This is a genomic window from Rossellomorea sp. ABR4_004, assembly GCF_056159585.1.
Genome location: NZ_JBSWVM010000001.1, coordinates 1,223,156 through 1,242,216 on the forward strand (window position 1 = coordinate 1,223,156; position 19,061 = coordinate 1,242,216).

18 protein-coding genes and 1 riboswitch are annotated in these 19,061 nt (G+C 45.4%); of the genes, 1 reads left to right on the forward strand and 17 read right to left on the reverse strand.

The features are described 5' to 3' along the window. Positions 1-3: 3 nt before the first annotated feature. Genes rbsC through ACXAF2_RS06530 form a run of 5 tightly spaced genes read right to left on the reverse strand, consistent with a single transcriptional unit; the run spans position 4 to position 4,719 of the window. Positions 4-957 (reverse strand): ribose ABC transporter permease RbsC, encoded by a 954-nt coding sequence (rbsC, locus tag ACXAF2_RS06510; protein WP_034756545.1) that lies wholly within the window; start codon positions 955-957, stop codon positions 4-6. Beyond that, positions 950-2,440 (reverse strand): sugar ABC transporter ATP-binding protein, encoded by a 1,491-nt coding sequence (locus tag ACXAF2_RS06515; RefSeq protein WP_475137867.1) that lies wholly within the window; start codon positions 2,438-2,440, stop codon positions 950-952. Before ACXAF2_RS06515 ends, rbsC begins: the two co-directional genes overlap by 8 nt. Before the next feature lie 18 nt (positions 2,441-2,458). Continuing rightward, positions 2,459-2,845: a D-ribose pyranase gene (gene rbsD / locus ACXAF2_RS06520; protein ID WP_475137868.1), complete on the reverse strand. Its 387-nt coding sequence runs from the start codon at positions 2,843-2,845 to the stop codon at positions 2,459-2,461. Next, a complete protein-coding gene (gene rbsK / locus ACXAF2_RS06525) occupies positions 2,842-3,732 on the reverse strand; it encodes a ribokinase (RefSeq protein ID WP_475137869.1) in 891 nt (296 codons plus the stop codon). Before rbsK ends, rbsD begins: the two co-directional genes overlap by 4 nt. Before the next feature lie 6 nt (positions 3,733-3,738). Further along, on the reverse strand, positions 3,739-4,719 hold the full coding sequence (locus ACXAF2_RS06530; protein WP_475139127.1) for a LacI family DNA-binding transcriptional regulator: 981 nt from the start codon (positions 4,717-4,719) through the stop codon (positions 3,739-3,741). Positions 4,720-5,040: 321 nt separating this feature from the next. On the opposite strand from ACXAF2_RS06530, the gene ACXAF2_RS06535 reads away from it, so the two are divergent. After that, positions 5,041-5,553, forward strand: coding sequence for a DUF6143 family protein (locus ACXAF2_RS06535; protein ID WP_475137870.1), 513 nt, complete (start codon positions 5,041-5,043; stop codon positions 5,551-5,553). A 135-nt stretch (positions 5,554-5,688) separates the two neighbouring features. On the opposite strand, the gene ACXAF2_RS06540 is transcribed toward ACXAF2_RS06535, so the two are convergent. From ACXAF2_RS06540 to ACXAF2_RS06595, 12 genes are all read right to left on the reverse strand, one after another. After that, complete coding sequence (locus tag ACXAF2_RS06540; protein ID WP_475137871.1) at positions 5,689-6,402, reverse strand: YncE family protein; 714 nt, start codon at positions 6,400-6,402, stop codon at positions 5,689-5,691. After that, positions 6,403-6,732, reverse strand: a complete 330-nt coding sequence (locus ACXAF2_RS06545; RefSeq protein ID WP_475137872.1) for a YncE family protein — start codon at positions 6,730-6,732, stop codon at positions 6,403-6,405. It abuts the gene before it with no gap. Between the two features lie 166 nt (positions 6,733-6,898). Continuing rightward, positions 6,899-8,095 (reverse strand): M20 family metallopeptidase, encoded by a 1,197-nt coding sequence (locus ACXAF2_RS06550; RefSeq protein WP_475137873.1) that lies wholly within the window; start codon positions 8,093-8,095, stop codon positions 6,899-6,901. 12 nt (positions 8,096-8,107) lie between these two features. Continuing rightward, a complete protein-coding gene (locus tag ACXAF2_RS06555) occupies positions 8,108-8,944 on the reverse strand; it encodes a MetQ/NlpA family ABC transporter substrate-binding protein (protein ID WP_475137874.1) in 837 nt (278 codons plus the stop codon). An 11-nt stretch (positions 8,945-8,955) separates the two neighbouring features. Further along, a complete protein-coding gene (locus ACXAF2_RS06560) occupies positions 8,956-9,618 on the reverse strand; it encodes a methionine ABC transporter permease (RefSeq protein ID WP_475137875.1) in 663 nt (220 codons plus the stop codon). Beyond that, on the reverse strand, positions 9,608-10,633 hold the full coding sequence (locus ACXAF2_RS06565) for a methionine ABC transporter ATP-binding protein (RefSeq protein WP_475137876.1): 1,026 nt from the start codon (positions 10,631-10,633) through the stop codon (positions 9,608-9,610). The genes ACXAF2_RS06560 and ACXAF2_RS06565 overlap by 11 nt, the downstream gene beginning before the upstream one ends. Before the next feature lie 120 nt (positions 10,634-10,753). Then, positions 10,754-10,858: riboswitch (SAM riboswitch) on the reverse strand. Between the two features lie 973 nt (positions 10,859-11,831). Continuing rightward, complete coding sequence (locus ACXAF2_RS06570) at positions 11,832-12,242, reverse strand: GNAT family N-acetyltransferase (RefSeq protein ID WP_475137877.1); 411 nt, start codon at positions 12,240-12,242, stop codon at positions 11,832-11,834. A 44-nt stretch (positions 12,243-12,286) separates the two neighbouring features. Continuing rightward, a complete protein-coding gene (locus ACXAF2_RS06575) occupies positions 12,287-13,558 on the reverse strand; it encodes a PucR family transcriptional regulator (RefSeq protein ID WP_475137878.1) in 1,272 nt (423 codons plus the stop codon). 106 nt (positions 13,559-13,664) lie between these two features. Beyond that, a complete protein-coding gene (gene pruA, locus ACXAF2_RS06580; RefSeq protein ID WP_475137879.1) occupies positions 13,665-15,296 on the reverse strand; it encodes an L-glutamate gamma-semialdehyde dehydrogenase in 1,632 nt (543 codons plus the stop codon). Between the two features lie 39 nt (positions 15,297-15,335). Beyond that, positions 15,336-16,253, reverse strand: coding sequence for a proline dehydrogenase family protein (locus ACXAF2_RS06585; RefSeq protein ID WP_475137880.1), 918 nt, complete (start codon positions 16,251-16,253; stop codon positions 15,336-15,338). Between the two features lie 310 nt (positions 16,254-16,563). Continuing rightward, positions 16,564-17,070, reverse strand: a complete 507-nt coding sequence (locus ACXAF2_RS06590; RefSeq protein ID WP_428976672.1) for an MgtC/SapB family protein — start codon at positions 17,068-17,070, stop codon at positions 16,564-16,566. Positions 17,071-17,467: 397 nt separating this feature from the next. After that, positions 17,468-18,913 (reverse strand): spore germination protein, encoded by a 1,446-nt coding sequence (locus ACXAF2_RS06595; protein ID WP_475137881.1) that lies wholly within the window; start codon positions 18,911-18,913, stop codon positions 17,468-17,470. Between the last annotated feature and the right edge of the window lie 148 nt (positions 18,914-19,061).

The window sequence follows — 19,061 nt, forward strand, 5'->3', positions numbered from 1 at the left end:
CTCCTACGCTGCTTTCTTTCGGTCGATGAGAACGGCGATGATGATGACGACACCCTTTACGACCATTTGGAAGAAGGATGAGACGCCGAGCAGGTTCAGACCGTTGTTTAACGTTCCGATGATGAGTGCACCGATCAGTGTTCCGACGATCAGTCCGCGTCCGCCTGACAGGCTTGTCCCGCCTAGGACGACGGCTGCGATGGCATCGAGTTCATAGGATGTACCGGCTGTTGGCTGGGCTGAGTTCAGGCGTGACGTCAGGATCGCTCCTGCGAGTGCTGCCAGTAAGCCGGCTAATGAGTAGATCATCACTTTGATGCGTGGTACTTTGATACCTGAGATAAGGGCTGCTTTTTCATTTCCGCCGATGGCATACGTTTTTCGGCCGAACGGGGTTTTGTGCAGGATCACCCACAGGATGGCGAACGTCAAGATCATCGTGACGGCCGGTACTGGGATTCCTAGGAAGTATCCTCTTCCAAACAGTTGGAATGCATAGCTGTCGCCGAGTCCTGTGATCGGGTTACCGTCTGTGTACACGAGCGTCAAACCGCGGAACATGGTCATCGTTGCAAGTGTGGCGATAAATGGCGCCATTTTTCCTTTTGTGATCAACAGTCCGTTGACCATTCCCATCACAGCACCAAGGATACAGCCGATCAGGATCGCAAGGATCGGGTCGATTCCCGAGACCATCATCCCTGCCATGAGGGCACTGGATAAGGCGAGGATCGAGCCGACGGATAAATCAATTCCCCCGGTCAAAATAACGAAGGTCATCCCATAGGCAATCAGGGCGTTGATCGCGACCTGTCGTAGTAGATTCAATAAGTTCAAGGGTTCTAGAAAACTAGGGTTGATGATGGATACGGTCGCAATCAGCACAAACAGTCCGAGAAGTGGACCGAGCTTTTGCATTAGATTGCCGACGTGATTCGTTTTGAGTGCGTTATTCATGTGCGTGACCTCCTGTCGCCAATGTCATGATTTTTTCCTGTGTGGCGTCTTCCTTTGATAGCTCTCCTGCGATGGTCCCTTCATGGACGACGAGGATGCGGTCGCTCATCCCGAGTACTTCTGGCAGCTCGGATGATACCATTACGATCGCGACGCCACGGTCGGTGAGCTCGTTCATCAGCTGATAGATTTCCCGTTTCGCCCCGACATCGACTCCCCTCGTCGGTTCGTCTAGGATCAGCACTTTCGGACCGATCCCGATCCATTTGGCGATGACCACCTTCTGCTGGTTCCCACCCGAAAGGTTCCGTGCATGAGTCCGGGCTGATTCCGTCTTGATCGTCAGCCGTTTGATAAGCATTTCCACAAAGTCCTGTTCGCTTTTATCATTGATTAAGCCCTTCTTCGTGAAGCTGTAGAGGCTTGGAAGGGCGATGTTATCCTTCAGGGAAAAGTCGAGGACGAGTCCTTCGTCCTTCCGATCCTCGGTGATGAATCCAAGACCGAGCTTCACCGCTTGATCGGGTGTTTTAATGGTGACCGGTTTCCCGTTCACGAGGATTTCGCCTTCATAACGTCCGTCGAGTCCGAAGATGGTGCGCATGATTTCCGTCCGGCCTGCCCCCATCAATCCTGATACGCCGACAATTTCTCCTGAGCGGACCTCGAAGCTTACCTTTTCAAACAGTCCCTTTTTCGTCAGGTTTCGAACTTCAAGCATTGTTTCGCCTGGCTTTGGATCCCGGGCCGGGAAGCGGTCCGTCAATTCACGTCCGACCATTTTCTTCACGACCTCATCGAAGTTCGTCTCGGGAATCGGCGTCGTATCCACCGTGCGTCCGTCCCGCATGACCGTGATGGTGTCACAAATCGTGAAGATCTCTTCCATCCGGTGAGAGATGTACACAATCGACACGCCGGATTTCTTGAGCGAACGGATAACGGTGAAGAGCGTATCGATTTCCCGGTCTGTCAAGGCCGCCGTCGGCTCGTCCATGATGATGACTTTTGCATCCGTCATAAGGGCTTTGGCGATTTCGATCATTTGCTGCTGCCCGACCGAGCACTGCCCTGCTTCTTTTGTGAGGGGGATGGAAATGTTCAGCTTTTCAAACTGTTCATTCGCAACCGCTTTCATTTTTCTCATATTGATGAGACCAAATTGTGTAACCGGTTCCTTATTGATGAAAAGATTCTCAAGGACGGTCAACTCAGGCCAGACGTTCATCTCCTGATGAATAAAGGCTATGCCGAATTCCTCTGCCTGCTTCGGATCATCAAACGTCCTGTCTTTCCCGTCGATGGTGATCGTTCCCTGATCCTTCTTGTGAAGACCCGTCAGGATGTTCATCAGGGTCGACTTTCCGGCACCGTTTTCCCCCATCAGGGCATGGACCTCCCCGTGCTGGATCTCGATGTCCACTCCTTCAAGAACTTTGTTCGAACCAAATGCTTTATGGATATTCTTCATGCTGATCTGCATGCTACTACCCCCTTTGTTTTAAAAAATGACTCCCGCGTGAAGGATACAATTCGCATACGGTGTGACTTCCCCCGTGCGGATGACGGCCTTCGCCTTATGGGTTTCTTTCTTGAAGTCTTCATGGGATACATACTGGGTCCCGTCAAACCATGAGGTCATCTGTTTATGAACCCCCGCATTCGTTTCTACTTCTTCTGCCAGTGTGACGGTTTCGACGACCATTTCTTCCTTTAACAGTTCAATCACCTCAAGGAAGGATGGCTCTCCCGGTTTCAATGCCAGGTCGATTTTTACAACGTCTGACGGAATTGGGAGACCGGCATCGGCCACGACAATCGTATCCGTGTGACCGAGATCGGCTAGTATTTTTGCAATGTGACTGTTCAAGATGCCATGTCGCTTCATTCTGCCAGCTTCCTTTCCACTTCGTCTCTTGTCGGCATTCCGCCCTGTGCCCCGAATCCGGTCACGGAAAGGGATGCGGCGCGGTTTGCGAATCGGAGGCTTTCTTCCATTGACTGTCCTTCAGCCACGGCCGTACCGAATGCGGCGTTGAAGGTATCACCGGCCCCTGTCGTATCGACGACTTCGACTTTAAAGGAAGGAACGAGGATTTCCTTTGTTCCGTTATGGTAGCGGACTCCCGCTGCTCCTTCGGTGATGATGACTTTGTCAGGATATTGTTTCAGCGCTTCTGACGGCTTCATTCCATCAAAAAGCACATCCGCTTCATGTTCATTCGGTGTCAGGTAGCTGGCACCATCGATGACTTTCTGTGAAATCTTCCGTGCTGGAGCCGGGTTAAGTAGCAGTGGGACTTCAATCTTTTTGCAAAGGTTTGCCACGTACTCGACCGTTTCCTCGGGGATTTCCTGCTGGATCATGATGAGATCACATGTTTTAAAGAAATCAGCTGTTTTCTCGACGTATTCTGGTGTCACAAGATCATTGGCCCCTTTGACGACGACAATGCTGTTGTCCCCTTCAGCGAGGATGATATGAGCGGTTCCGGATTTCTGACCTGTAACCGGTTCCACATAGTCGGTATGAACACCGTTTCTCTTAAAGTTTTCTAAAATCTCTTGGCCGTAAGGGTCATCGCCTACGCATCCGATCATGTAAACGTCAGCCCCAAGCCTTGCTGCTGCAACGGCCTGGTTGGCTCCTTTTCCGCCTGGTACCGTGTCAAAGCTATCGCCCAGTACAGTTTCCCCTGCACCGGGGCGTTTCGCTGATGTCACCACCAGATCCATGGATGAACTGCCAATCACGGCAATTTTTGCTTTTTTCATCTTCCTTCATCCCTTTCTTGTTGTACTTCGCTGTATGAGTTCAACCGGAAGCTGAACAGTTGTATCGATGTCTTGTTCTTTTTTTATCAGTTTAATCAGAAGTGCCGCGGCCTGCCTGCCCATTTCGTAAGCCGGCTGCCTGATCGTAGAAAGCGCCGGATAGGAAAGGCTGCTCTGGGGGATGTCATCGTAGCCGATGATCTGTACGTCTTCAGGGATCTTTTTCCCTAGCCTCAAGGCCTCATGGAGAATCGCGATCCCGACGATATCATTGCTTGCGATGACCCCGTCCGTATCAGGGTATGTGGCGAACAGTTCCTCTGCCCAGCCTTTGGCGTCCTCAAAGGAGAACGAGGTCGTGGACATCACCGTGAATTCGACGTCTGTCCCGCTTAAGTACTCGACGGCTCCACGGAATCGGTCCTGTGCCGGCTTGACGTGTGCCGGCCCTTTCATGACGGTGATCCGCTTCGCCCCTTTTTCAACTAGGGTCTTTGCCGCCAGGCGTCCTCCTTTACGGCCGTCCGCATAGACAGCCGGATAGTTGTCCGTGGTCCGGTCAAGGAGGACGAGTGGAAGATTCAATTCACTATACAGCTGATCATGCTCTACATGATTGGTCGCAGAAATCATGCCGACGACATTGTTCTGAACGAAGGTCTGGATATAATCCAGTTCCTTCTGAATATTCTCGTCGCTGTTTCCAAGCAGAAGCCTGAACCCAGCCTCACTCACTTCATCCTCGACCCCTCTTGCCAGCTGCGGGAAGTAAGGGTTCGTGATATCCGGAAGCAGCAGTCCGATCAGCCTCGACTCCCGTTTATATAGGGAGCGCGCCACCTCATTCGGGCTGTAATTCAGCTTCTCGATCGCCCCCATCACTTTCTTCCTCGTCTCGGCTCCTACATAGCCGTTATCATTGAGCACCCGGGAGACCGTCGCCACCGACACCCCCGCTTCACTCGCCACATCCTTGATCGTTGCCACGCTTGTCACTTCCTGTTCGTTTGGTTGGTTATTATGTAACCGGTTACACATACAATAACATATGTTTGTAAACGTTTGCAATATTTTATATTAAAACTTATTATCACCTTTTCCCTCAATCTTCTTTAAAAAACAATAAAGATAAATGAAAATAAAGCATCAACCTCTTCCTTGTATTAGGAAACCTTTGCTTTATCCAACTTCTACTCCCAATGCTATAAACAGCTTAAATCCCTATAACTTTTACTTAGTATAAAAGCATAATGACTATTCTCAAGTATATATATTTTAAAAGTAGACTTATAAGGAGGTAAACTTTACATGGAAATAAAGCCAGAAGTAGACATTATAAATCCAGCCTTTCAAAGTACCAAAGGAAGGTTGTTCGCTGGAACTTCCGGGGTATTAAAGACGAATGCTAGTAAAAATGCATGGGCTCAGCTTGTCAATCCGTTACACTCTAATGTGAATTTATATGTCTCTTTTTTTGCTTTGACAAACTTTTCGACTAAACTTGTGACGGCAGATTTTGTTGTGAATGCTGACCCGCCTGGAACCCCAACTCTATCATCAGACGTGAGTGTTCTGAAACTGGCCTCCAAGCATAGACCTGTGGGACAAATCCTCTTCAACCCTAGTGTTTCAGGTTCATTTTCAGGAGGAAAGGTTGTCGGTACCAGAGCCCTAAGCCCCCAAAAAACAGAGCTGGGTTTTAGAGTTGATGGCCGGCTAATAATAGAGCCAGGAACGAACGCTATGTTCTTTTTATACAGTCGCTCCCCTGCTGAATCACAAATAGAGTTCGAATGGTTCGAGAGTGAAGCAATCTTTTAATTGATTGGAAAATACCTTCGACAGGTGTATTTGATAGTTAATTATTCTGTCATGGGTTGAGATCATATCAACCTCACTTTTAATAATAAATGAAAACATCAACTACCATTGATTTTTTAAAGCTTCATGTTTTCCTTAGAAAGGAAAACATGAAGGAGAAATAGCACAGTCGCTTGTTTGCTTTCCTGTAGTAATCGTAGTCAAAACCATATTCGTTTTAATACAAATCACTGAGACTGTCCCTGCATTAAAGTTAGTGATATAAGCCTTTTTCCCATTGGGGGAAATACAAACATCCGTTGGACCGTCTCCAACATGAATCGTTGCACTAATTGAGTCATCCATTGCATTCACTACTGTTACATTATCACTACTAATATTAGTGATATAAACCTTCTTCCCATCTGGTGTAACCGCTACACCATTCGGTCTAATACCTGCATTGATCGTATTCGTTACTACATTTCCCTTTAGGTCAATAACAGAAACTGTACTGGGCTCACCTCTCCCACGATTGGCCACGTATAGCTTTTTTCCATTCGGAGTGATCGCAAGGTCTCGAGGGAATTCCCCATTCGTAATAGGAATCCTGTCTATCACTGATTCTTTTTTTGTATCGATTACGGCAACAAAATTACTTATTGTTACAGCAACATAAGCCTTTCTTCCATTTGGACTAAATGCCACATCAAATGGGTTATTTCCTACTTCTATATGTTTCACTGTTTGCGTACAGACATCAATGATTGAGACTGTTGTACCACCGAAATTCGCTACATACACTTTTCTGCCATCAGGAGTCGCAGCTATGCCAACCGGCCCCTCACCAACAGGTATTTCATTGACCACCTAATGACTAGAAAGATCTATAACTGAAACCGAGTCATGATTCGTATTGGACACATATGCATGTTTAAGTAGAGGGGAAATCGTAATCCCATCTGGTTGCTCTCTTACTAGAATAGTACCTGTAACTTTATCATTTTTGGTATCTATTATTGAAATAGTATCATCCCCAAAGTTAGTTACATAAGCAAAAAGCTTTTCCTTACGTAGAAAGTGCTTCTTCCTGTTCATTCTCATTGTATCCCTCCTTAAAATACCACCCCTAGTAACTAGTATATGATTAGTGAAAATGTTTGTGATTTTAAGAGGAAGGATTATTTTTTTAGTAGCCATACCTTTTTCCTTGTTTCATAGCCAGAATCATCCGGGGGCGGTTCCGGTTTGACTTTTTCATAAAGAATGCTTACCAAGCACTCTTAATTAATTGAAACATTCTCCATTAAGCTCCGCATATCAATTACACAAAAAAGACAGCCCTGATTTGGCTGTCTTTTCATCCTTATTTACTTGAACCGAACTCTTCCCATATTCCCTCCAAAAGCCCCTTATCCGTCAGCAGTTCATACCCCGTCAACGCAAGTGCCTTTGCCCCGATCACAAGGGCACGATCACCCTCAATGGATTTCGCTGCCTCCCTGAATTCGTTCGTATGAACGACGAGGGATTCTGGCCCAATTTTGATATAGGGGTGGATGGTTGGGACCACCCTGCTGACGTTTCCGGCATCAGATGAGCCGAGTCCCTTTCGTTCCGTATCGTCGAAGGATTCGCCCAGTGACTCGATGGACCGCTGGAATACTTGATCGAAGCGACGGTTGAGCTGAAAGTGATCGACTTCATTTTGGATTTTGATGACATTCAGTTTCGTCCCGGTGGCAAGTGCCGATCCCTCAGCGATCGCTTTCACTTTCTTCGTGACCTCATTGCACGCTTCCCTGGTTGCAGCGCGTATATAGAAGCGGGCTTTCGCATAATCAGGAACGATGTTTGGGGCGTCGCCGCCGTGGGTGATGATGCCGTGGATCCGTACATCATCGGTCACGTGCTGGCGAAGGGCGTTAATCCCGTTGAATAGCTGGATCACGCCGTCGAGGGCATTGATTCCGTCTTCAGGGGAAGCTGCCGCATGGGCAGACCTTCCTTTAAATTCAAAATCAAGCGGGTCCACCGCAAGGGTTTTCCCTGTCTGAGTTGTTCGGTTGAACGGATGGACCATCATGCAGGCATCCACTCCTTCAAACAAGCCTGCCTTTACAAAACTCCCCTTTGCACTTCCGTTCGGACCGCCTTCCTCGGCAGGCGTCCCGAACACCACCACTTCCCCTCCTGTTTCATCGAGTAGGGACGACAGGGCGATGGCCGCCCCGCAGCTTGCCGTCCCGATGATATTGTGACCGCAGGCGTGACCGAGTCCAGGCAGGGCGTCATATTCAGCCAGGTAGCCGATGACCGGCCCTTCTTTCCCTGAATGTTTGCGTGCTACAAAGGAAGTCTCATGACCTGCGACTCCCCGTACAATGGAGAACCCGTTGGCTGCAAGGAGGGTGGTCAAGGTCTCTGAAGCAAAGAACTCTTCGTTTCCGATTTCAGGTTTGTCGTGGATCTGATGGCTGGTTGATACGAGTTTCACAGCCAGTTGATCCACTGCCGAGACGAGGGTGTGTTTACGATCGGTAATCGCTGCTGGTTGACTCATCTCTTTACCCTCCTAATGCAATTCACTGACCGGCACGAATGTCGGGATCAGGGAATCTTTGTATGTTTTCTTGATATGTTCCGCTACGTCATCCTCCTGATAGAGCTCCACAATCTTTTTATAAGTCTTATTTTCTTTATCTTTTTGCTGCGCCGCGATGATATTGATGAACGGCTTAGATTCCGCCCCTTCGATATAGATGCTGTCATCAACCGGGACGAACCCTGCTTCAACAGCGACACCATTATTGATGATCGATGCTGCAACATCCGGTAGTACCCTCGGTGTCTGGGCAGCGACGACCGGTGTGAATTCAAGGTTTTTCGGGTTTTCTTTTATGGCTTCCAAACCTTGTGACTGATCAAATCCTTCTTTCAGTTGTATCAAACCTGCTTCCTCCAGTAGGAGAAGGGCACGGCCAAGGTTCGTCGCCTCTTGAGGAACGGCTACTTTACTGCCTTTCGGTAAGTCTTCTACCGATTTATATTTTTCCGAATAGATTCCCATTGGCGCGATGATCGTCGAGCCGATCGGTACAAGGTCCAGATTATGTTCTTCAACGAAAGAGTCAAAATACGAAATCGTCTGGAAGGCGTTCAGGTCGATATCCCCATCGGCCAGGGCCTGGTTCGGTCTCACGTAATCGGCAAACTCCACAATCTCGATCTCAATCCCTTCCTTCTCTGCTTTCTCTTTCATATACTCCCAAATCGGCACCCCAGATCCATTCACTCCGACTTTAACAACTTCTTTTTCACTTGAGCCGGATGCACTGTTTCCCGAGCAGCCGCTCAATATAAGGGTGATTAATAGAATCGCGATACTTGCTAGACTGATTGATTTTTTCATATTCCTCTCTCCTAACGTCTTCTGATGATTTTTGATAAGGTATTTCCTGCTGTCTGCAATCCCTGCACCATCACGATTAAAATGATGACAGTCACGATCATGACGGATGTTTCAAATCGCTGATAACCGTAAGCGATGGCCAGATCTCCGAGGCCCCCGCCTCCGACTGCCCCAGCCATGGCCGATGCACCGACCAGGCCGATGGTGGCGATCGTGATATTCAGGACCAGTGTACTCAATGCTTCCGGAATGAGGATCCCGAAAATGATCTGCCACGGCCCTGCCCCCATGGACTCCGCCGCTTCAATGACACCCGGTTCCACTTCAAGGAGCGAGCTCTCTACCAGTCTTGCAATATACGGTGCCGCAAATGCGACAAGCGGCACGACCGCTGCCGCCGTTCCGATCGATGTGCCCACTACCAATCTTGTAAAGGGAATGATGGCCACCATCAAGATGATGAACGGGATCGAACGAAATATGTTGATGATGCTGCTCAATATGGAAAAGACGACTTTATTTTCAAGTAAGTGCCCCTTTCTCGTCACCACGACGATGATGCCGAGGGGAAGCCCAATCAACGTTGCAAACAGGAGGGAGAATGACACCATCGCCACGGTATCCCATGTCGCTTCTATAATTTTTGGCCAAAATAATTCCCAGTTAACTTGCACGCTTCTCCACCTCGCTTACGAATAATCTGTTCTTCCAATAATCCAGGATCTCTTCCGTTTCTTTCTTGCTGCCGATGATCTGTACGATGAGATTCCCGAACGGCTTGCCCTGGAGTTCCGTGATCTGGCCGAATAATACATTGATATGGGCATTGAATTTCTTTGCCGTTTCGGACAAAATCGGCGTGCCCGTCGAATCCCCCTTGAAAATAAGGCGGCAGATGCGCCCTTCTTTGCTGTCATTCAATTTGTCGAGAACCGATGCCGGCAGCTGATCATTCATGACACTCTTCACAAAGTTTTTCGTCGTCGGGGTCTGCGGGTTGGAAAAGATATCGAAGACGCTTCCCTCTTCCACGATTTCTCCATTTTCCATGACAGCGACCTTATCACAGATTTCCCGGATGACCCCCATTTCGTGGGTGATCATCACAATCGTAATGCCATACTCCGCGTTGATTCTCTTTAATAAGTTCAGAATCGATTCCGTCGTCTGAGGGTCAAGTGCGGATGTGGCTTCATCGCAGAGCAGAATCGAAGGCGATGTCGCCAGGGCTCTTGCTATCCCCACCCTTTGCTTCTGCCCTCCTGACAGTTGATCCGGATAATGCTTCGCTTTATCTTCAAGTCCGACAAACGCGAGCAACTCCTTTACTCTCTCGCTGATTTTTTCTTTTGGCCATTTTGCAAGTTTCAGAGGATAGGCGATATTCCCTGCCACCGTCCGGGATTGAAACAGATTGAAATGCTGAAAGATCATCCCGATGCGGTGCCGCTCTTTCCTCAGATCGATTGCCGACTGATCTTTCAAGCTGCGCCCCTCTATGAAAATATCACCCGATGATGGTTTCTCTAAAAAATTGAGACAGCGGACAAGCGTGCTTTTTCCCGCTCCGCTGAATCCGATCACGCCATAAATCTCTCCCTTCTTCACTTCGAAGGAAACATTCTTCAAAGCGGTGAATGGGCCATCCTTCGTCTCGAAAACTTTCGTAACATTCTGAACTCTGATCATACAGGACTTGCTCCTTTCGCTATGTATTCTTCTTGAAGCCTGTGTGTGAAGGACATGGCAGAAAATAAAAAGTGCCCCCCTTCATAAGAAGAGAGGCACAAATATGTATATGTCCCGCTCTTCTCATCTTTCAAGTCATATGACTTGATGGAATTGGCACGGTATTCATAAGAACCCGTTGCCGAGGTATCACAGGGCCAGTCCCTCCACCTCTCTGGATAAGAAGATATCGCTTTATTAAGTTAACGTTATAATGCGTTTTAGCATTAGGGTAATGTTAAAGGATATTAGTTGGGTTGTCAATCCTGTTTTTGAATTAATTTCAATATACTCAAATTGGCTAATTCATCCAAAATCCAACTTGAAAGCATGCAAACTGGGGACGATTCCTACTCTACATATTGACTTTAAGGGAGATTGAGATTAGTCGAAAGGAGAAGTAAGAAACGGACTCATTCCCACTCAACGGATTTATATTGTTAAGTGTTTTTACATAAAGAGAGGGACGGACCTCTCCTACTTTTAACAGAAGGTCCGACCCTGATGAAGGCGGGGTCAGGTCCCAGTCTATTAGGCTGAAAGAACATAAGCGGAGATTTTACGGTTATATCCAGGATGGACTTAGTATTGAAGGGAAATAAGCGGAGGATTTCCTCTTAAGCACAGATAAATCCCCCATTATTATATTTCTGGAAGCAATAGGCGGAATCTTTCCGCTTATTTCAGCCTTTTTTAATCGTAGTGACCATTTAAGCGGAATCTTACCGTCTATTCATTATCTCTGGCACTTAACCAGATCCCCAACCGATAAGTGGGTCACTCTTAAACAAAGATTGTGAGGCATCTTTTGACAGGTTGTCTAATATACACGAATTTTCTTCTTTTTTTAAAATCTGAATATTCTAAGTATACAGTGAAATACATATTGTACTACGTTAAATTATCTTATTTAGGAAAATAGTTCTTACAAAAAAACAGGGACGGCTTTCACTCTACTTTCCTGGGTGATGGTCAAAAGGTAAAGGTAAAAAAAGTACCGTCCCCCTCTACTTTCTTATTCCATTATTGCCCAGGATACTTGAATAACTTATACCAATACAAAGTGTTTTCTATATTTGGAATATATGACTGCTTCAATGTGTCGACTCCACCTAGTATGAATCCTTGTTTCACATAAAACTTAAAGTCTATTCCATTATTAACCGCGTCTCATAAAATGAAGTTCACCCAGATTATCTGTGAACCCCCATTTTTCGTAGAACGGTATCATTTCTGGTCTGCAGTATAGTTCGAAATGATTTATTTTCTTTAACGAGGGGTGCTCTATGATGTTGTTCATCATTTTTTCACCAATATGCTTTCCACGGTAGGATGTATTTACAATGACATCAAAAATAATGGCTTTATAAACGTAATCGGTAAGTATACGTGCAAAAGCAATTAATTCTTTATTTTGTGGTCCAACCAATGCTATAACAATGTCTGAATTCTCAAGCATAACATGAATGTCAGTAAGTGTCCGTCCCTTAGTCCACCATTCTGTTTCATACATGACGTGTAATTCTTCGACTTGTTTACTATTGAGATTCTCTACCATTTCAAAGTCCAATATATTTGCCCCCTACGTATAGAATTCTCCTCTGGCCAAGAGCATCAAATCCCTTTCAAAGCATCCTTGTACCTCTGATAATAAGCCTCCACATTATTCAACAACAACAACTCCGTATACAAATAAACCTTCATATTAAAATCATTAAAATCAATCGTAGTCAGATCCTGTATCTTCTTGATCCGATAATTCAACGTGTTCGGATGGATGAACAGTTCATTGGCGGTCTGTTTCCCCTTCCCATCATTCGCCAAATACACCTCAAGTGTCTTAAGAAGATCTGTCTGTTTCTTCACATCATTCTTAATCAATACCAGCAGATCATCACTGTAATAATCCTTTGACGTGTTCTTCTCATAAAGGGTTGGCAAGTACCTGTAAATACCCAGATGAGCGAATTCCCGAGGCATGGATTCAGGACGCGGGCTGATGAAGTTAGCCGTTTCAATGACCTCTGACGCTTCCAAGAAGCTCTTTCTCATTTGATATAACGTGGTGTATTCTTTCCCGATCCCAATCAGGAAGTGGTAGAATTCTTCTTCCCCTGTTTGTTCTTTCACCTTTTCGACTAGATCTCTGGCTAGTTCCAGGGAGGAAGATGGTGTGTCTGCTTTGCCGTAGAGAACGAGGATCACCTGGAATTCCGTTCGTAGTGAATAAATCTTTGTGTTGAAGCTGGATTCCTGGACCAGCTTCTCCAATTGGTCGAGCATAGGCTTATAGTCCGACGATGCGATCGAGTATACCGCTACCGTGAACCGTTCAGGCAGGGTCAGCTTGACGAGGGATGCATCATGGCGGAGCTGGCTTTCACTTCCGTATTCGTGCTGCAGGAGATGCCATAGTACTTCTTCTTTTCTGTCCTTTTTGATATTGACTTTTGCGTACATATCATTGATCAGGTTTCCAAGATGAGCGGAGATTTCTTCAAGGAAAGCGAGCTCTTCATTTTCGAGAAGACGGTTGGATTCCTGAACCCAAATATATCCCATCGTGTTTCCCAGGTACTTGGCTGCAACGACGACGCGCTGGTGAAATCCTAACTCTTCCATCGCCTGTACCCGGATCGGATCCGTATGTTTCTCGAGCTGGTGGACGATGCCCTCTTTTTTCAGTCGATCGATGATGAAGACCGGACATTTTTTCGTGAGGATTGTCTTTAGCTGTGTTTGATCGAACTTATTCGAAGAGGAACTGTATGAAATCAGTTCGAAATTTTTGTTTTCAATGATGACGGGATTGCCTAATTTTGAGCTGATCAATTCCGTCGCTTTATGAATGTCTTCTGTTTGGAGGATGATATCAAGTGCTTCCATAGGAATCTTACCTTTCCACGAGTGTTTGTGATTCCTATTATAGCGTTAAATCCCTCAATAAAAAATGAAAAGCTCCCCCTGATCGGGAGAGCTCATCGTGTTCGATTTATTCCTCATCCATAAATGGATAGGTAATGTCTGTTGTTGGCGCAAAGTTTTCTTTGATGATACGAGGACTGGTCCAGCGAATCATGTTGAAAATAGAGCCTGCTTTATCGTTTGTACCTGATCCGCGTGAACCGCCGAATGGTTGTTGGTTGATCACGGCACCTGTTGGTTTATCGTTGATGTAGAAGTTACCAGCTGCACCGGATAGGCGGCGTTCCAAGTGCATGATCGCTTCACGATCTTGTGCAAAGATTGCACCCGTTAAGGCATACATGGAAGCAGTATCCACGGAAGTCAGTGTTTCTTCTAATTGTTCGTTTTCATATACATAGATCGTTAATACAGGTCCGAAAATTTCTTCGGTCATCGTTTTGAAGTTTGGATTCGTTGTCACGATGACAGTCGGTTGAACGAAGTATCCAACAGAATCATCATACGTACCACCGGCAATGATTTCAGCTTCTTCAGAATCAGCCGCATAGTCGATGTAGCTTGTGATGGAATCAAAGGCAGCTTTGTCAATGACCGCACCCATGAAGTTTCTGAAGTCTCTGACATCCCCTACTTTAAGCTTCGCCGTTTCTTCCACGACACCATTTTTCACTTCTTCCCACATGCTTGCTGGGATATAGGCACGTGAAGCTGCTGAACATTTTTGACCTTGGTATTCGAATGCACCACGAACAAGTGCAGCGACTACTTTGTCTGCTTGTGCCGTTTCGTGAGCGAAGACAAAGTCTTTACCGCCTGTTTCCCCAACTAAACGAGGATACGATTTGTAGTTTGTGATGTTTTCCCCGACTGTTTTCCAAATCGTCTGGAACACGCTTGTTGATCCAGTGAAGTGGAATCCGGACATGCGTGGGTCTGTTAATACGACTTCTGACACTTGTGAACCACGAGATGGGACGAAGTTAATAACGCCTTTTGGTAGTCCAGCTTCTTCTAAAATACGCATAAAGTAGTAGTTTGATAGTATAGCCGTTGTTGCCGGTTTCCAAACGACCACGTTCCCCATAATAGCAGGAGCAGACGGTAAGTTTCCACCGATCGCTGTGAAGTTAAATGGAGAGATCGCTAGTACGAAACCATCTAATGCACGGTATTCTAAACGATTCCAGATGTTTTTCATGCTGTCCGGCTGCATTTGATAGATTTGGTTCGCATAATCAACGCCAAAGCGTAAGAAGTCTGCTAATTCTTGTGCAGCATCGATTTCCGTTTGGTACGCTGTTTTGGATTGACCTAACATCGTTGCAGCATTGATGACATCACGGTATGGACCAGAAATTAAGTCAGCCGCTTTCAAGAAGATGGATGCTCTGTGTTGCCATGGCATATTGGACCAAGAATCCTTCGCAGCCATTGCCGCTTCTACTGCATCGCGCAGCTCTTTTTCACCAGCTTGGGAGAAGTTAGCCAACACATGTTTGTGATCATGTGGCATCACCACTTGCTTCACTGTATCTGTCTTGATTTTCTCGCCATTGATGATGACCGGGATCTCAACCTCGATACCAGCTTGGCGCACTAATTCAGCTTTTAACGTTTCTCTTTCTTTCGTACCTGGGGCATATGTATTACCAGGCTCATTTGTAGGTGTTGGGATATTGTAAATTCCGTTACTCATTCTCTTCACATTCCTTTCTGATTTCAATCTGTCTGGATGTTACTTGCTGAAAATTCCTTTTAATGCGAATGCGATGTTTGCCGGCCGTTCCGCCAGACGTCGCATGAAATACCCGAACCAGTCCTCGCCATATGGCAGGTAAATGCGGACGGTGTATCCTTTTTCCAACAATTCGGATTGCAGTTGGTTCCGCATTCCGTAAAGCATTTGGAACTCGAAGCGGTCATTCGGGATATTGTGTTCTTTCACTAATCCGATGGTGTAATTGATAATCGCTTCATCATGGCTTGCGATCGCTGTATAATGGCCGTTCAAGAGCTGCTTCTTGATGAGATGCTTCAGATTGTCATCCACCTTTTTCTTCTCCTGGAACGCCACTTTACCCGATTCATTATATGCACCCTTCACAAGCCTCAAATAAGGGGAACACTGATTGAGATCATCCACATCCTTCTCTGAAACATAGAGATAAGATTGGATTACCGTCCCCACATTGTCGTACTTTTGACAGAGCTTCTTGTAAACGTCAAGGATGGCATGGCACCTCGAGGAATCCTCCATATCGAGAGTGACCGTGATTCCGCTTTCTTTTGCCTTCGCAAGAATCAACTCCATACTTTCCATGACAAGATCTTGACTGATATCCAATCCCAGGGAAGTCAGCTTGACAGAGATTTCAGTCTCCAGCCCATGATAGGCAATGGCACTGATACTCTCGATACATCGTTGGACATTCTCCCTCACCACCTCTGTGGAATCGACGAACTCACCAAGATGATCGACCGTAACCTGGAATCCCTCTTCGTTCAATTGCGTAATCAATGGAATCGCCTGTGCAAAGGTTTCTCCCCCTACAAGCTTATTAGCCCCAAATCTTGATCCCCACCGTTTGGCCATCTTATCCAACGCCTTATTGTGAGAAAGAAACAAGAAAAAACGCTTACTGATTGCTTCCATGATTACAACACCTCCTTATAGTGACTGTTACCTCAAGTGCAGGGTGATTAAACGAAGAAATGTAAATCTTAAGTAAATTATAGCGAGAATCAATGACACGAAACAACGTGCTAACAACACAAACATTTCAGTGCTGATTTATGGTGTAAACACAAAAGGGGAGATGTTGAATAGGTAATCAAATGAAAAAACAACGAGCTTAAACGTGGAGACTTCATCCGAATTATAGGGTTAAGAATCCCTGTAACATTACTCATATCCGCATAAAGTAGTTGTTGATCATTCACACCTATCCATTTCACCCCCACATTTATTCCTCTTTCTCATCATTTTTCTTCCGCAGCTTCGGCAGGCTCATCGCCTTGAGCTCCCTTTCTTCAAAGAAGTTTCCGATCCTCGTCATGATGAACGTGACAATGGTGGCGAAAATGACAATGGAATAAAATCCTGCTCCAATGCCGATTCCGATACCACCCACGTAGAAAATCATCGCAGCGGAAGTGAGGCCTTTCACCCGCAGTCCATCTTTCAGGATCACGCCTGCACCTAAGAAGCCGAGCCCTGATACAATTTGGGCAGCAAGACGGAGTGGATCCATCATTTTTCCGCTATCAGGTTGACTGAGCATCTCGGCGCCTTCGATTGAGACGATCGTGATCAATGTACATGCCACCGATACGTATGTATAAGTTTTTAAACCGGCTGGCTTATTTTTTGATGACCGGTCCCATCCAATGATGAATCCCAACACCGCACTCACTACAATCCGGAAGTAAATATCATGCTGCCAGAAAAAATCCGTTAATTCATTTATCATGCCGGCATCCTCCTTAAATAAAAAAGAGACCCCTCCACGAAACGAATGCAGATTTTCTCCGCTTATTATGAAAAATCATACCGTTCGCTTCAGAAGTGTCTCTACTATACCTTCTATCAGGATTCATTTCTAAGAATATTCTTTTTATCGTACACCCATTTTTCACTCATTTCAATGAATAAAGTGAAATCTCTGTAAAATTTCTATTTTCACATAATTAACATGATATCTTTATTGCCGTGCCAACATCCATCACAATTTAGCGTAACGATGAGAAAAATAAAAAGCATCCAGTATCTCAATAAAAAAGACTAGATAAAAATGAGCGTTGTCCAAAATTGAGGTCAGACCCTCGGTACATTAATTCTCCACCGTGCCGAGGGTCTGACCCTAACTTTTAACCTTTATCTTCCGTATAACTGTGCTTGCTATTGGTCAGCCTCTGTAAATCTTCTCGATAAAATGCATCCTTCAATTCCTGCATCTTAAACGGAATGATAGGTGAAAGATAAGGAACGCCTATCGATTTCAGACTCACCATATACAGTATTAAAATGGTTGTTCCAATGATGATTCCATTAAAACCAAAAAAGTTAGCCGTTAATAAAAATACTATTCTTAAGGTGGCATCAGGTCCCACCAGTCCTCTGTTAGCTCCCAAGAAACTGGAAAGAGCGGTTATCCCTATGACGATCAGACTGACGGGGTGGATTAATTTGGCGGTGACCGCTGTTTCGCCAATGACGATGGTCCCGATTAAAGACACCAATATGACCGCGCTCTGTGGAAGACGAAACGAAACATCTACTAATATTCTGACCAAGAATAAAAGAATGGCGATTTCCCAAAAGGTTGGCAATAGCTCATCGTTTGAAATGATTGCTTTCGAAATCTTGTTGGGTAAGTCATCTTTATGAAAATTGGCTAACGCTATGTAAACCGCTGGCAGGTACACCCCTAATAGAAAGGCGATAAAACGGATGATTCGGCTCGTAAATCTGCCCATGGATATGTGGTAATCATCAGGTGCCTGAATAAAATCTATAAATAGAGCAGGAGCAATGATGGCGAAAGGGTACCCGTCCACAATCACTACCACTCTTCCTTCAAATAAGGATGAAACTGCCCCATCAATTCGTTCTGAATGTCTTAGCCGGGAAAAAAATGTTTTTGGTTTTCCTTCTAGTACTTCCTCCACTACTCTTTCACTCAGGACATACTTTACGGTAAGACTGTGTAGCCTCTTTTTGACTTTTTTTAATATCCCTTTATCGACAGTACCTTCTATATATAAGATGGAAACAGATGTTGGTGAAGTGGAGCCAATCTCTACTGTTTCCACACACAAATCCGGCGTTTTTAATGAACCTCTGATCAAATTAATATTTGTTTTCATCTTTTCTGTTAATCCAATTTGCGGACCTCTTACCGAACGTTCTCCGATTGACGCTTCGACGCTTCTTTCTGCCCATTTTGGAGATGGGATTATGATTCCTTCTCGAGTCCCGTTAATCAGCAAAACTGTATTTCCTTGTACAATGGCATCGGTCAATTCTTGATACTGAGTTGTCGTTTTTACATCTGCCGATTCAACTATTCTTCCCATGATTTGATCGATGAGTGATTCATTAAAATCTTCTCCCTTAAATGGTTCCAATAACGGCTTGACCACGTAATCCTGAATAAGGTCTACATCGATTATTCCGTCCAGATAGACAACATTCATTTCAAGGGAACCTTCGCAACCCGCCTTTATGTTTCTTACGATAAGGTCAGATGTATCGTGAAAGGTGTTCTTTATGTTTTTAATGTTTTCTTTTAAGGACATTTCTATTTTAGGCATCCTTCATCCTCCCTAAAAGTTAGTATGAGGAGTTGTCAAGATACTATACTTTGTGAAGAAAAGCTAAAATAACAAGCTAAATAAGGCAATAACCAGAGACACCTGGCTATTGCCTTGTTCGTTCAATAATCATATTTCTAACACAATA